The following is a 13,921-nucleotide window of genomic DNA, read 5'->3' on the forward strand; positions in this document are numbered from 1 at the left end:
GCGGTGGAGCCGTATCGTGGTACAATATGAACGGCACCCGGCCATGCCGCAGGACGCACCTCCCACCGGGTTCCCGTTGCCGCGTGTGAGGTTTCGTCGTGCCGCTCTCTCGTACCTTTTTATGCTCTGCTTTGGCCGCTTCGCTCCTTGCAGCTGAGCCTGTCTCGGCCGCCCCGCCCCACGGCGGACACTCGGGCGGCGGGCATCCCGGTGGTGTGTCTCACGCGCATGGCGGCGGATATCACCCGCATTACTCCGGGCCGTACGGCTACGGATATCGTAGCCCCGCGGTTGTTCTCGGGTTCGGCCCTGGTTTGGGCTATGGCTACGGTGGCTACGGTGGTTACGACGGCTATGCATACAACCCCTACGGCTACGGGTTCGGTACGTTTGGCGTGCCGCTGATTCCCCGAACGTATTCGGTTGGGCCGTCGTACCGCGTGCTTCCCGCACAACCGTTGAATGCCGTGCCCGTTGATCCGGCTCTGGGCTATCTTGCGAACCCTGTGCCGCAACCGCTGCCGGTTCCGGCAACGACGGGTGAAGCGGCGCCCGCGACGATTACGGTCATCGCCTCCGAAGGTGCGACCGTGTCGTTTGACGGGATCGACACCAACCAGACCGGGACGCGACACTCGTATACGACCCGCCCCATTGAGCCAGGGGCTGAAAAGCGCGTCAGCGTTCGTGTCGATGGTCCCGGCGGCCCTGCCACTCTTTCTGTCGGCGTGCGGGCAGGTGAAAAGGCGACCGTGGACATGCGGAAGTGAGTGCGGCCCGTTGCGGCAGGTAATCGCCCTCGTCCACCATGAGGGAAGGTACACATGTCCGTTCGGCTTTATTTTCTGTCGCCGCTGAGCTTGGCGGCTCTTGTCCCCGCCGTTTCGGCGCAGCCGCCCGGTCACCGCTTTTTCGCCCCGCCGCCGTCGGCTTCGCAGGGACTGGGAAGCATGAGCAGCCCGGTTGTACCGCGTCCGCTCGGGTACCACGTCGCGCCTTACGGCGGACTCGGGTACGGGCCGTTCGGCGACCGTACCGGCTACCCCGGGAGCATCTACAACACCTACCAGGGTTCGTATCGGACGCCGACCGTGCTTCCGCCGCTGGTCCTGGAAACTCCGAGCAACGTGCCGCTGCGTGCCGGAAAACTGCCGACCATCGTCGAGTTGTTCCCCGGCACGCCGCAAGTCGTCGCTCCGGTTCCGCGGATGCCGGAACCAGTCCCCCCTGGTCCGGTTGTTCCCGTCGGTGAGGCAAAGGGCGAAGGGAAATGAACCGCGTTACGCCGGCGGGACGAGCAACTCGCCGCGCGTGACCGCGACCGCGCGACCGATCAGTTGCACGCGACCGTTCGTGCGTACCACACGTACCACGCCGCCTCGCTCACTGGCCTGAAAGCCCGTCAAATCTGTCCGATCCAGCTTCCCGCCCCACCACTCCGCCAGGCAGCAGTGCGCGGACCCGGTCACCGGGTCTTCGTCGACCCCCACCGCCGGGGCGAAGAACCGCGACACGAAATCGAACGGCGCGTCGCTCGCCGGTGCGGTCACGATCACCCCACGGCATTCCACTTTTGCGAGCTGCGTGAAGTCAGGGGCCAGCGCCTGCACCTCGGCCGCTGTGGCCAGTTCGACGAGGTAGTCGAACTGGTTCCGCGCCACGGCGATCGCTCGCGCACCGAGCGATTCTAGTAACCCCGCGGGCGTGGCGCACGAGGCCGCGGGCTTCGCGGGGAAATCCATCGCGACTTCCCCGGACGCGAGCCGACGTGCCTGCAACTCGCCGCTTTTCGTCGTGTGGAACCGTATCACGTCTCGGCCTTCACAGCCCGAAGTCCAGAGGACATGGGCGGACGCCAGAGTTGCGTGCCCGCACAACTCAACTTCCACCTTGGGCGTGAACCACCGTAGTTCGTACTCCGTGCCCTGACGATGCACCAAGAACGCCGTCTCGGACAGGTTCATTTCGCGTGAGACCCGTCGCAGCCATTCGTCAGACGGCCACGCCTTCAGAAGGCACACGGCGGCCGGGTTGCCCGCGAAAGGCGTGTCGGTGAACGCATTGGCTACGGCGAACGGAATCATTGCGAAGTCCCCTGTGGGGAAGTGTATACTCGGCCGCGTTGATCAACTCTCCGGAGGGCGACCATGTCTCCCCGCACCTTCGCACGGACGGCGGTTGCCGTCGCCGGGTTCACAGTCCTCGCCCTGATCGCGCTCGGTTGGCCCACGCGCGCCGCGGACGATAAGGTCCCCCAGCCGAGGGGCGACTCCGCGAAGCGGAAGCCGTGGGCCGCGTCAAAGGTTACCGGTAGCCCCGAACCGCCTCCGAAATTCAGGGCGGTGCGGGCGTTCCCGCAGGTGCAGGTGCGTCACCCGGTGTTCTTTGTGCCGTGCCCGGGCACCGACCGCGTGTTCGTCGGCGAGCAAGAAGGCGTCCTGTACTCGTTCGCGAACGCTGCGGGCGCGACGCGGGAACTCGCGTTCGATTTCGGTAAGGAGCTGAAAACGGTCGGCGAGTTGCCCGGCGCCAAAGGCGTCGGCGAACTGTACGGACTGGCGTTTCACCCGGAGTTCACGAAAAACCGGCACTGCTTCGTGTGTTACACGCTGAACCCCAAAACGCCCGCGAAGGACGGGCGGTTCGCGGACGGCTCGCGCGTGTCGCGCTTCAAGGTCACCGCCACGGACCCGCCGCGGCTCGATCCCGCGAGCGAGGAAATCGTGCTCACGTTCGTCGGCGGCGGGCACAACGGCGGCGACCTGCACTTCGGCCCAGACGGCTACCTGTACATCTCCACCGGCGACGCCGCGAGCCCGAACCCGCCGGACCCGCTCGGCACCGGCCAGGACTGCTCCGACCTGCTCTCGTCCGTTCTGCGCATCGACGTCAACAAGAAAAACGGTGGGAAGAATTACGCGGTTCCTCCGGACAACCCGTTCGTCGGACTGAAGGACGTGCGGCCCGAAATCTGGGCCTTCGGGTTTCGCAACCCGTGGCGCATGAGCTTCCACCGCAAGACCGGTGACCTTTGGGTCGGCGACGTCGGCTGGGAACTGTGGGAGATGGTCCACAAGGTCGAGAAGGGCGGCAACTACGGCTGGAGCATCACGGAGGCGCGTCAGCCGGTGCGGCCCGATCAGAAGATCGGCCCGGCGCCGATCCGCGCGCCGGTCATCGAACTCCCGCACACGATCGCGGCGAGCGTGACGGGCGGTTACGTGTACCGCGGGAAGAAGTTCCCCGAACTGGCGGGCGCGTATGTTTTCGGCGATTGGGAGACGCGGCGCGTCTGGGCCGCGCGGTTCGACGGCGGCCGGCTCACGGACATGCCCGAGATCATGAAGCCGACCGTGCGGCCGTCGGCGTTCGGCCAGGACGCCGACGGAGAGCTTTACATTTGCGAATACGACAGCGGGGCGATTTACACCCTCGAGCGCAACACGAGCGCCGCCGCCAACACACAGTTCCCGACCCGACTGAGTGAAACGGGCGTGTTTGCCGACGTGAAGAAGCTCGAACCCGCCGAAGGGGTGATCCCCTTCTACGTCAACGGTCGCCAGTGGCAGGACGGGGCGACCGCGGACTACCTGCTCGCTCTGCCGGGGCTCTCGACGGTGTCGTTTTTCGAGAAGCCGCGGCCACTACCAGGGCAAGTGTTCTGGCACAACTTCGCGATGCGGTTCCCGAAGGACGCCGTGCTCGTGAAGACGCTCACGCTCGACGTGCTGGGCGATAAGGGCCTGGCCGAAACGCGAGTGGAGACGCAACTTCTGCACTTCGACGGCGAGGACTGGCGCGGCTATACCTACGCGTGGCGCGACGACCAGTCCGACGCCGATCTCGTGCCCGCAGAGGGCGGCGAGAAGGTGTTTACGGTCGCGACCGGTAGCAAGATCGAGAAGGGGGCGTGGGCGCCGGTCAGCAAGCGTGAGTAGGTGTGGACGTTCCACAGCCGCGCGCAGTGCCTGAGTTGCCATAACGCGTGGTCCGAGTACACGCTCGCGTTCAACACCCGGCAACTCAACCGCGCTCCGCTGTTCGGCGGTGAGAAGGCTACAAACCAACTGGTGCGCCTCACTACAGAGGAGTACGCCAACCGCGTCGGCGACAACGAACACGTGCTGCCGCCGTTCAGCGCCGCGTCGGTGAAGAAGGAGCCGGCCCTGGTGCCGCTCCAGGGCGACGGCACGCTCGACTCGAAGGCGCGCAGCTACCTGCACGTCAACTGCGCGCACTGTCACCGGTTCGGCGGGGGCGGCGGTCAGGTGGTGCTGGAACTGGACGCCGCAAAGCCGCTCCAAGAAACGGGCGTCTTCGACGTGCGGCCCCGGCAGGGGGATTTCGGTTTGCCGGACGCGCGCATCGTGGCGCCGGGCGACCCGTACCGCAGCGTGCTGTTTTACCGGATGGCCAAGTTCGGCCGCGGGCGGATGCCGCACCTCGGCTCCGAGTTCCCTCACGCGCACGCCCTCGACGTGGTCGGGAAGTGGATCGCGTCGCTTTCCAACCCGCCGAAGGACTGGACCCTTTCGAACCCGGACATCAACCGGCCCGAGAAGGCGTATGTAACTTTCGGTGAGGCGTGGCCGTTCGCCCGGGCGCTCGCGTTAGGCAAGATCGAGGACAAACTTGCGGACGATCTGCCGCCCCTGGTCGCGAAGCACGGTACACCGCTCGTGCGCGACCTGTTCGAGGGGCACACGCCCGCGGCTCCCGGCGCGCGAAAACTAGGAGCGAACCCGCGGCCCGCGTCCGTCCTCACGCTGAAAGGTGACCCGCAGAAGGGGGCCGCGCTGTTCGCCAACAAGGAAATGAAGTGCGCGAACTATCACAAGGTCGGGACCGCGGGCGGCGCGGTCGGGCCGGATCTGACGACGATCGGTCAGGTTCGCACGCGGTCGGAATTGCTCGACAGCTTGTTGAACCCGTCGGCGAAGGTTGAGCCACAGTTCGCGGCGTACAATGTCCGCACGAAGGACGAGAAAACGTACACGGGCGTTCTGGTGAAGCGCGACGAGAAGCAACTGGTTCTTCGCGACGCCGAGAGCAAGGAAATCGTGATCGCGGGCGACGAGGTGGAAAGCGTGCGGCCGTCGCGCCTGTCGCTGATGCCCGACGGCCTGCTGAGTGCGCTCACCCCGCAAGACGCCGCCGACCTGTTGGGGTACCTTGCGACCCGAAAATGAATCGTGTCGCTCGCTCGGCGTGTTGGCGCCGATGTCGGAAAAATTGAATGCGCGGCGACGGAGGGCGGCACTAATACGGGTACCATGACGCCGTTCACCGACCTCGCCGCGCCGTTCAAACACGTTCCTGATGCCGAACTGCTCGGGCGGTTCGTCCGGGAGGGCGACCGGGCCGTTTTCGAACTGCTCGTCCGCCGGCACTGGCGGTTCGTTCATGGCGTGTGTCGGCGGGTGGCCGGCGATGCCCACGACGCCGAAGACGCGGCCCAAGCCACGTTCCTCGTACTGGCCCGGCGGGCCGAGTTGGTGCGGGGGGCGTGTCTCGGGCCGTGGCTCGCTCGGGTCGCGTACCGCTGTGCCATCCGTGCCCGCGCCGCCCGTCCGCCCACGTTCGGGGGCGACCTTTCGGCTGCTCCAGGCCGTGATTCCGCTGCCTCCGATCCGGAATTGTCCGCCGCCCTTGATGCCGAGCTCAACGACTTGCCGGACAAGTACCGTGTCCCGGTCGTGCTCTGCTATCTCCAAGGGAAGACCTACGAACAGGCGGCGGCGGAACTGAATTGTCCGATCGGTACGCTCTCAACCTGGCTGACCCGCGCAAAGGAGCTGCTGCGTGCCCGGTTGACGCGCCGCGGGCTCGCACCGGGTGGGCTCGCGGCACTTCTGGATGGGTTGAACGCGCAGGCGTCTGATTGCGTGTTTCGTTTCCTCACCGAGACGGCTGTCTTCGCCGCGGGGGAAGTGCCCCGCGGCCGCGCCGCGGCCGTCGCCACCGGAGTCATTCACGCTATGGATTGGAAATCGAGGCTCCTCCCCACGCTCAGCGCGCTGATTGCCGTATTGGGGTTGGCAGCCGCAGCGGCGTCCCTGGAACCGCCGCCGAAGCCGGCACCCGCGGAGCGCCCGGTGGTTGCGAACACCGACGCCGACAAGCTTCAGGGCGTCTGGGTGTTTGATTCCGCGCACCGCGGCAAAGGGGACGCGCTCGGGATGGTGTGGCCCTCGCGTGTCACGATCCGGGGTGACGCCGTCACCGTCGAACCGTTCCTCGACGAAAAACTGTCACTGAAGGGCAAGATCCGGATCGGCCCGAGTGGCCAGCCGAAACAATTCCCGCTCGCACTGGACGAACTCGACATCACCCCGGCCGGCGCCCCGGCCAAGGTTGCAGCCGGAGAGTACGCGGGCGTCTACCAATTGGAGGGCGACCGCTTGACTGTGTGCCTCGCGGCCGAGAACGGCGGCCCGCGGCCCACCACGCTGGACACGGACGGCGAGCGCACGATCCGAGCGCGGCTCGTCAAGGCGCCGGTCGGGTTTAAGGAACTTCCGAAAGAGTTCACCGTCAAGGCGGTCGGTGCGGACGGTCAACCGGTGAGTGGCGCGCTGGTGGCTGAGTTCATGGACCGCATCCCGCCGCGCGTTCCGTTCTCGTCCGAATGGAAGCCGATTCCACCCGAGAAATGGACCGTCGAGCAGCGGAACGCGGTCGAAAAGGACCGGGCCGAACGCGAGAAAGAGAAGCCGGCGGACGGGGTGGTCCGCGACAAGGCCACCGGTTTGGAGCTTTGCCGGCGTACGGCCGACCGGCGCCGACGGCACCGCGAAGGTGTCGTTCTCCGATCGGCCGTCGAGCGCCGTACTCGTGCGCGATCCGGCGGGCAAGCGGATGGGGATCGGTCGGGTTTCACCGGCGGCGCTTGCGGTTGGTAGCCCGGTTGTGGTGACGCTCCAACCGGAGTGCCGTGTGCTTGTGCCGTGCGAGTGCCAAGAGCTGGACCGGTCCGGACGTGGTGGGGTGTACCACGCGTACGCCGAGACCGTGGACGGGCGGGCCGTCGCGTTCACCTACGACTACACGGGCCGGCTGGAATTCCTGCTTCCGCCGGGAGAGTACCGGCTTCGCGTGTACGGCAGTGAGTTCGTGGGAAAGAAGCGTGTGGCGCTGACGGTTCCCAAGAACCGCAGCGAGCACACCACCGACCTGGTGACTCTCCCGGCCACCGGGCTACTGAAGCTGATCGGTCAGCCAGCTCCTGAGTTGACCGACGTGGTCGGCTGGAAAGGCGCTGCCGTCAAACTGGGCGACCTCAAGGGCCAGTACGTTCTGCTGGAGTTCTGGGGCTGGTGGTGCGGGCCGTGCATTGGACACATGCCCGCCCTCATGACCCTGCACGACCGCTTTAAGGACAAAGGGGTGGCGATCGTCGGGGTTCACGTGGATGCCGACGGCAAAATCCGGACCGTGGAGGAACTGGACGCGAAACTCGCGCAGTACAAGAAGGACGTATGGAAGGGGCGAGACATGCCGTTTCCGTTGGCGCTCACTTCTGGCAAGCGGACCGGCGAAGGCGAGGACGCGCAGCGCGGCGGTCCGGCCGGGCGATACGGCATCAGCAGCTACCCGAGCACCATCCTGATCGATCCCGAAGGTAAGGTGGTTGGGAAGTTCCACGAACGGGATGCTGAGGCCGCGGTCAAGCGGATCGACGCGCTGCTCCAGGAGGCGAAGAAGGCACGCGGTGAGAAGAAGTAGCGCCGTGCGGGGCGGGTGGTCCTATTTGTGATCTGGCACCCGCGCCACACACCGGAACCGCAATGATCCGCCCCGCCACTCCCGCCGACCTGCCCACGATTGTGAAACTGATCCGCGACCTCGCCGAGTACGAGAAACTCGCCCACGCGGTTACGCTAAACGAGGCCGATCTCCACGCGCACCTGTTCGGCCCGCGCCCATACGCCGAGGTGCTCCTTGCCGAGGACGCCGGCGCGGTGGTGGGGTTCGCGCTGTTCTTCCACAACTACTCGACGTTCCGCGGCAAACCCGGCATCTACCTGGAAGACCTGTTCGTGATCCCGGAGGCCCGCGGGCGGGGGCACGGGAAGGCGCTGCTGGTCGCGCTCGCGAAACTGGCCGTCGCGCGCGACTGCGCTCGGGTGGAATGGTCGGTGCTGAACTGGAACGAGCCGTCGATCCAGTTCTACAAGTCGCTCGGGGCGGTACCGATGGACGAATGGACCGTCTACCGGCTCACCGACGCCGCGCTCACGAAACTGGCGGAGTGAGCACCCATGTCCCCTCCGCCTTTCCTCGACGGCGCACGTGTACTCTGGTGGGCATGGGCCGGGGACGTTCCTTTCGGTCAACTCCCCGGTGCCGAAGGGGATAACCGTGGGTGGGCGTCACAGAAGACGGTGGCTTTTCTGACACGGGCACGGGAGAATGAGTGTAAGTCCGATATTCCTCCCGGCAGGAGCCGTCCGATGGTCCGACGCAGCACTCAAGAGGTTCTCACTCCCGACCAACAAGAGGAGGCGGATCGGATGTTCGCCGCACTCCAACAGGCCGCCGTTGATGACCTCCGAGAACTGGCGAATCGACTTGCTACCAAGGACGACTCGAACACCTTCGGGGCCACCGAGTACACGGTCCGCGACATCGTCTTGGGGATCGGAGCCAAGGCACTCCAGAACGCCCTTGAGGGGCGGAAAAAAGGGGGTACCACGGTTCCTCCAAGACCTGCCCCCACTGCCGCGAGTCCGCCAAGTTCGACCGCTGGCGAACCAAGCCCGTCGTGGCCGTCATCGGCCCGGTGCGGGTGGAGCGGGCGTATTACGTGTGCAAGCACTGCCATTGCCGGGCACTGCCCACGGGATGCCGAACTGGGGCTCACGAAAGGGGACCTCAGTCGCGGGGCCACCGAGGCCGTGGCACTGGCCGGCGCGTTGGGTAGCTTTGCCGAAGCGGCGACGAAGATCTTGCCCGAGTTGAGCGGGTTGCGGGTGAGCGAATCGACCGTCGAGCGGACCACGGAACGGGTCGGAGAAGACGTGGGGAAGCGGTTGCGTGAGGGGAACACGTTCGGCACGGCCCGGGATTGGGAGTGGTCCACGGATGCCGAGGGCCGGACCGTGGGGTACGTATCGGTGGACGCCACGGGTGTCGGCATGCAAGGCGAGAACGGCGGTCGTGCCGAGGGCCGGATGGCGTCGGTGGGGATGGTGTGGAATGCGAACAAACCGGGTCACGTGCGCTATGTGTGCGGGTTGACTGGTGGGCTCGGGGTGCTGGGGCAACCGTTGCGGAATCAGGCCGCGCAGGTGGGCCTGGATCGGGCCGAGCGGTGGGTTGCGATCTCGGATGGGGGCGCGGGGCTCGAGGACTTCTTGCGGGTCCAGTTCCCGCGTGTGGGGGCGGTGATTTTGGACTTCTATCACGCGGCCGAGTACCTCAACGCGTGGGCCAAGGCGTTGCACCCCGATGAACGTGAGGCGACGGATGTGGCCCAGACGTGGTGCCACCGGCTGAAGCACGAGGGCGGCGAGGCCGTGCTCGCGGACCTGAAGGAGATCGATGTGTCGAGCCGCACACCGACGGTTCAAGAGGCCCACCGGGTGGTGTTGGTGTACTTCGGGAATCAGGTTCACCGGATGGACTACCCGGGTTACCGGGCCAAGGGTTGGTTGATTGGCTCGGGCCGGTCGAGGCCGCATGCAAGCAGGTGGTCGGTCAACGCCTGAAGGGCACCGGCATGCGTTGGGGCGAAGGAGGCGCCGATGCGGTGTGCCACCTCCGCGCCTTGTTCCGAAGCGAGGAAACCCAGTGGAGGGACTACTGGGCATCACTCGCCGTGTGAAAACTAACGGCAGGAAAGACGCTCACCCGATAACCGTTTCGTCTACGGGTTTGCGGTGTGCCGATATGACGGTGGGCGCTGGTACCGGTTCACCTGCAACAAACATTGGGAAGTGGTGCAGGACATGGACCACGACGACGAGGAAGAAGCGAAAGCCGATATCCCGACTCAGTACGATGCCAGCCGCGTTGCGTGGCATCACGTCAGTACTTCCGAAGATGCCCGGTAGAGTTACGCTGTAGGGCTCGGGAGAACCAACGTTCCCTCGTGCAGTGCCGACGCGACCAACACACCCGTCGCGCCGGCTTTGCCCAGACGCTCAACGTCGGACCAGGTACGAACGCCCCCGCCGGCGATCAGATCGAGGTCGGGAAACTCTGCACGAATCGCACGGACTAATTCATTCGTTCCGGTACCGGTTCCCGTGCCGACGCGGGCGAGGTCCAGCACGATGAGCGTGCGCACACCCATATCGACGACGCGGCGGGTCAGGGCCAGGGCGTCGCGGTCACCTGCCAACCCCCACGCGCGCCAGTTTCCGAGCAACTGACCGTTCCGGAGATCGAGCGAAAACGCAACGGGCCGTTGCCGCGGTTCCAGCAGTGCTTCCGCCAGAACTTCGGGCACGCGGCACGTCTCGAAGCCCACCACCGGGCGCAGGTTCTGGTGTGGCGGCCAATCGAGCACGTCCCACCGTCCCGTGCCGGCGTCCAACCACACGGGGACCGCGCACGCCTCCATCAGGGCTTCGACGGAAGGGGTTACACGGGCAGACCCGGTGATCGCGTCGAGATCCGCAACATACAGCTCGCCTGCTCCCACGCTTCGCAACAGTGCCTGTGCGATGTCCGTCGGGACCGTGCTGGGGGTCAGTGGGGATCGGACGGGGGGATAGTTTTTGCGGTCCCCGCCGACGGCACGCACGACCACACCGTTCATCACGTCAAGGACGGGAATGAGCCGCGGCCGCTGGGGTGGTTCGGACATCGGTCCCGGGAAAGCGCGGAAGTGGATTGGACGATATTTCTGTGCCAGTTATACTACGAGCTTCCGGGTTGTTCCACGTGGGCTACCGCCACGCGCCCGACCCGAAGCGTACCGCCCCAGAAACCGTGTTGGGGGCGAATCTTTCCTCGGCTTGGGGGATGTGCTCGTCATGCTGAACACTCGCGTGATCGGTGCGAAGTCCTCGAAGGAGTTCCCGTGGCTCTCGTAGACGTGAAAGTGCTGCTCGAAGCGGGCGTCCATTACGGTCACCGGGCCAGCCGGTGGAACCCGAAGATGCGCCCCTACATCTATGGCAAGCGCAACCTGATTCACATCATCGACCTGCGCGAAACCGTGCGCGGGCTGCTCCGCGCCTACCGCTACCTCTCGCAGGTGGTGGGCAAGGGTGGTCTGGTGATGTTCGTCGGCACCAAGCGCCAGGCGAAGGAGATCGTTGAGCGGGAGGCGCAGCGCTGCGGCATGCCTTTCGTCAGCGAGCGCTGGCTGGGCGGCACCCTCACGAACTACCGGACCATCCGCAACCGCCTCAAGCGGCTCCAGGAACTCGAAGCGATGTGGCTCCCGCAAGGGGAGAACCCGAACCGCGTCGACCTGAACTCGCACATCGCCTCCATGATGACGGAAGCGGGCAAGCTCGATCCCGCGCTCGCGCCGGACACGGCCGACATCCTGACGCACTCCAAGAAAATGATCTCGACCTTGAGCCGTGAGCTGCTCAAGATTCGCCGCAACCTGATGGGCATCCGCGACATGATCAAGCCGCCCGACGCGCTGGTCATCGTCGGCCCCAACAAGGAACACATCGCGGTGAAGGAAGCGAAGCGCATGGGGGTCACCACCATCGCGCTGATCGACACCGACTCGGACCCGGACCCCGTCGACCTGCCGATCCCGGGCAACGACGACAGCATCCGCTCGATCGAGGTGGTTCTCGCGAAGCTGGCCGACGCCTGCCTCGAGGGCCGCGCGGCGCTGCCGCCGGAGCAGCAGGGCCTGCCGAAGCGCGCCCCGCAGCCGCCCCGGCAGCCGCAACAGCAGCAACCCCAACAGCCCCCGACCGACACGAACCCCGCCCCCGCCGGCGCGGTCTGATTCAACCGTTCCGAGTTCCGAGTTGTTCCCCCCCCCCGGTTGCGTCCGCCTAGCCGTCTGGGCAGCAGACACTAGCGGGGTTTGTGGATAACTTGGAACTTGGAACACTGACTTTGGAACTTCGGAGATTAGCGATGGCGGCCGTGACCCCGCAGATGGTGAAACAACTCCGCGACCGTACCGACCAGCCGATGGGTCTGTGCAAGCAGGCGCTCGACGAGAGCACCGGCGACATGGAGAAGGCCATCGAGTGGCTGCAAAAGCAGAACTCGAAGATGACCGCCAAGCGGGAAGGCAACGAAACGGCCGAGGGCCGTATCGGCGTGTTCGCGGACAACGCCGCGAAGGTCGCCGCGATCGTCGAGATGCGGTGCGAGAGCGCCCCGTCGGCCAAGAGCGACCAGTTCGTCGCGCTGACCGCCGACCTCGCGAAGGCGGCCGCGACGACCAAAACCGCCGACGTGGCGTCGCTGCTGGTCGAACCGCTCGGCGGCGGGACCGTGCAGACGCGGATCGAGGCGGTGGTCGGCGTGATCCGCGAGAAGATGGTGTTGCACCGCTTCCAGAAGCTCGAAGACGGTGTGTACGGTTCGTACGTTCACCACGACGGCAGCGTCGGCGTCCTCATCGAGTGCAAGGGCGAGTCCGCCAACGACGAGTTGCTCCGGGACGTGGCCGCCCACATCGCCGCGCTCAACCCGCCTTACGCCGTCACAAGCGATGTCCCCGCGGACGTGGTCGAGAAGGAAAAGGGCTTGGTAAAGGCCGACATGGACGCCGACCCGAAGAACGCGGGCAAGCCCGCCAACATCCTGGAAAAGATCGCGGAAGGCAAGCTCCGCACCCGGCTGTCGGAAATCGTGCTCAGCGAACAGCCGATGGCCAACTCCGGCAAGTATCCGAACACCAGCGTGGGCGCCGCGCTGAAGAAGGCCGGTCTGGAACCGGTCCGGTTCGTCCGCTTCAAGGTCGGCGCCGTGGCTTTGTAATCTAGAATCGCCCCGTGCCCTCGACGGCACGGGGCTTAACCATTCACCAAGGGTTGGGTTTTAATGCCGCACACAGCTAGCGCGTGGAAGCGCCTCCGCAAAGCCGAAAAACGCCGCCGCCAGAACCGGCTCGCGGCGAAGAAGATCAAGACCCAGCGCAAGGAAGTCGCCACGGCGCTCGCCGGTACCGATGCCGCGAAGGTCGTGACTGAAGTGAAGAACACCCAGGTCATGCTCGATCGCATGGCCGCCAAAGGGTACATTCACAAGAACAAGGCCGCGCGTTTGAAGTCGCGTCTGGTCAAGCGGCAGCGAGCCGCCGCGAGCAAGCCCGCCGCACAGTAAACGCTCGCGTAACTGCGGTAGCCGTTCAGCCCGCCGTTTGGCGGGCTTTCTGCGTTTGCAGTCGCAGTGACAGATTGCAAATACTTTCATGAGAGCGTTGATCGCATCCCTCTCGCGATTCGAGCGAAACGCCGTGCTGATCTGTCGAGATTAATCATGTTGCGACGGTGAGGTTCACGCGGGCGCCCCGGACGCAGCACCGCCGCACGCTACGGGTGCCCGAAGCAGCCTACCAGCAGGCGCACCGGGATGACGCTGCCGAGCGAGACACCGAGGCCGAAGCGGTCGACGCCCAACTGCGGCGCATCGGCTCGTGCCTCTACGCTTTGACCTGCTGGCGCTTGTGAACAACGAAATTAACGCCCTGAGCGGACCGTGGGGCAAGGATCAGAAGGGGCTGATTACCACCACGACCGAAACCGACCACTCGCGGCTCCAACGGCCCCACGAACCTTGCTATGTCGAAGTTCGTTGGAAACGCTTGGTAGGATCCGGCGCGCTCGTTTCTGGCTTGGTCGCTGGCGGGCGGCAAGTTATCGCGGTCGTTGACTCCTGGCCCTCGCGTGAGCACGGCCGCGGGTTGCAACTCCTCGACGGTAAGGAACCGATCGGCGGCAAGCGGTGGTGATAGGGTTCTGTCAGTGCCCAACCAACGAATGCT

At 65.7% G+C, this 13,921-nt stretch carries 14 protein-coding genes; 12 read left to right on the forward strand and 2 right to left on the reverse strand.

From position 1 onward, the window contains the following. Positions 1-98 precede the first annotated feature (98 nt). Together R5W23_RS31670 and R5W23_RS31675 are read left to right on the forward strand one after the other, a co-directional pair. Positions 99-770: a TIGR03000 domain-containing protein gene (locus tag R5W23_RS31670; protein ID WP_320689829.1), complete on the forward strand. Its 672-nt coding sequence runs from the start codon at positions 99-101 to the stop codon at positions 768-770. Between the two features lie 180 nt (positions 771-950). Next, on the forward strand, positions 951-1,274 hold the full coding sequence (locus R5W23_RS31675; RefSeq protein WP_320689830.1) for a hypothetical protein: 324 nt from the start codon (positions 951-953) through the stop codon (positions 1,272-1,274). Positions 1,275-1,280: 6 nt separating this feature from the next. On the opposite strand, the gene R5W23_RS31680 is transcribed toward R5W23_RS31675, so the two are convergent. Beyond that, positions 1,281-2,084 carry a PhzF family phenazine biosynthesis protein gene (locus R5W23_RS31680; protein WP_320689831.1) on the reverse strand — a complete coding sequence of 268 codons (804 nt, stop codon included), beginning with the start codon at positions 2,082-2,084 and terminating at the stop codon, positions 1,281-1,283. Between the two features lie 63 nt (positions 2,085-2,147). Here R5W23_RS31680 and R5W23_RS31685 point away from each other — a divergent pair, with 63 nt between their 5' ends. The 6 genes from R5W23_RS31685 to R5W23_RS31710 all read left to right on the forward strand — a co-directional run bounded on the left by R5W23_RS31685 (position 2,148) and on the right by R5W23_RS31710 (position 9,710). Further along, positions 2,148-3,938, forward strand: coding sequence for a PQQ-dependent sugar dehydrogenase (locus R5W23_RS31685; RefSeq protein WP_320689832.1), 1,791 nt, complete (start codon positions 2,148-2,150; stop codon positions 3,936-3,938). Continuing rightward, complete coding sequence (locus R5W23_RS31690) at positions 3,939-5,189, forward strand: c-type cytochrome (RefSeq protein ID WP_320689833.1); 1,251 nt, start codon at positions 3,939-3,941, stop codon at positions 5,187-5,189. Between the two features lie 84 nt (positions 5,190-5,273). Continuing rightward, entirely contained in the window at positions 5,274-6,902 is a 1,629-nt protein-coding gene (locus R5W23_RS31695; RefSeq protein WP_320689834.1) for a sigma-70 family RNA polymerase sigma factor, read from the forward strand. A 34-nt stretch (positions 6,903-6,936) separates the two neighbouring features. Next, a complete protein-coding gene (locus tag R5W23_RS31700; protein ID WP_320689835.1) occupies positions 6,937-7,725 on the forward strand; it encodes a TlpA family protein disulfide reductase in 789 nt (262 codons plus the stop codon). 62 nt (positions 7,726-7,787) lie between these two features. Then, entirely contained in the window at positions 7,788-8,255 is a 468-nt protein-coding gene (locus R5W23_RS31705; RefSeq protein WP_320689836.1) for a GNAT family N-acetyltransferase, read from the forward strand. A gap of 258 nt (positions 8,256-8,513) precedes the next feature. Further along, positions 8,514-9,710, forward strand: coding sequence for an ISKra4 family transposase (locus R5W23_RS31710; protein ID WP_320689837.1), 1,197 nt, complete (start codon positions 8,514-8,516; stop codon positions 9,708-9,710). A 347-nt stretch (positions 9,711-10,057) separates the two neighbouring features. On the opposite strand, the gene R5W23_RS31715 is transcribed toward R5W23_RS31710, so the two are convergent. Then, positions 10,058-10,813 carry a HisA/HisF-related TIM barrel protein gene (locus R5W23_RS31715; RefSeq protein WP_320689838.1) on the reverse strand — a complete coding sequence of 252 codons (756 nt, stop codon included), beginning with the start codon at positions 10,811-10,813 and terminating at the stop codon, positions 10,058-10,060. Positions 10,814-11,029: 216 nt separating this feature from the next. Here R5W23_RS31715 and rpsB point away from each other — a divergent pair, with 216 nt between their 5' ends. The 4 genes from rpsB (at position 11,030) to R5W23_RS31735 (ending at position 13,888) form a co-directional block, all read left to right on the forward strand. Continuing rightward, on the forward strand, positions 11,030-11,926 hold the full coding sequence (gene rpsB / locus R5W23_RS31720) for a 30S ribosomal protein S2 (RefSeq protein WP_320689839.1): 897 nt from the start codon (positions 11,030-11,032) through the stop codon (positions 11,924-11,926). 134 nt (positions 11,927-12,060) lie between these two features. After that, positions 12,061-12,915 carry a translation elongation factor Ts gene (gene tsf / locus R5W23_RS31725; protein WP_320689840.1) on the forward strand — a complete coding sequence of 285 codons (855 nt, stop codon included), beginning with the start codon at positions 12,061-12,063 and terminating at the stop codon, positions 12,913-12,915. 63 nt (positions 12,916-12,978) lie between these two features. Next, a complete protein-coding gene (gene rpsT, locus R5W23_RS31730; protein WP_320689841.1) occupies positions 12,979-13,260 on the forward strand; it encodes a 30S ribosomal protein S20 in 282 nt (93 codons plus the stop codon). A 313-nt stretch (positions 13,261-13,573) separates the two neighbouring features. After that, positions 13,574-13,888, forward strand: a complete 315-nt coding sequence (locus R5W23_RS31735; RefSeq protein WP_261184956.1) for a hypothetical protein — start codon at positions 13,574-13,576, stop codon at positions 13,886-13,888. Positions 13,889-13,921 lie beyond the last annotated feature (33 nt).

The sequence above is a fragment of the Gemmata algarum genome, assembly GCF_034097035.1.
GTDB classification, from domain to species: Bacteria; Planctomycetota; Planctomycetia; order Gemmatales; family Gemmataceae; genus Gemmata; species Gemmata algarum.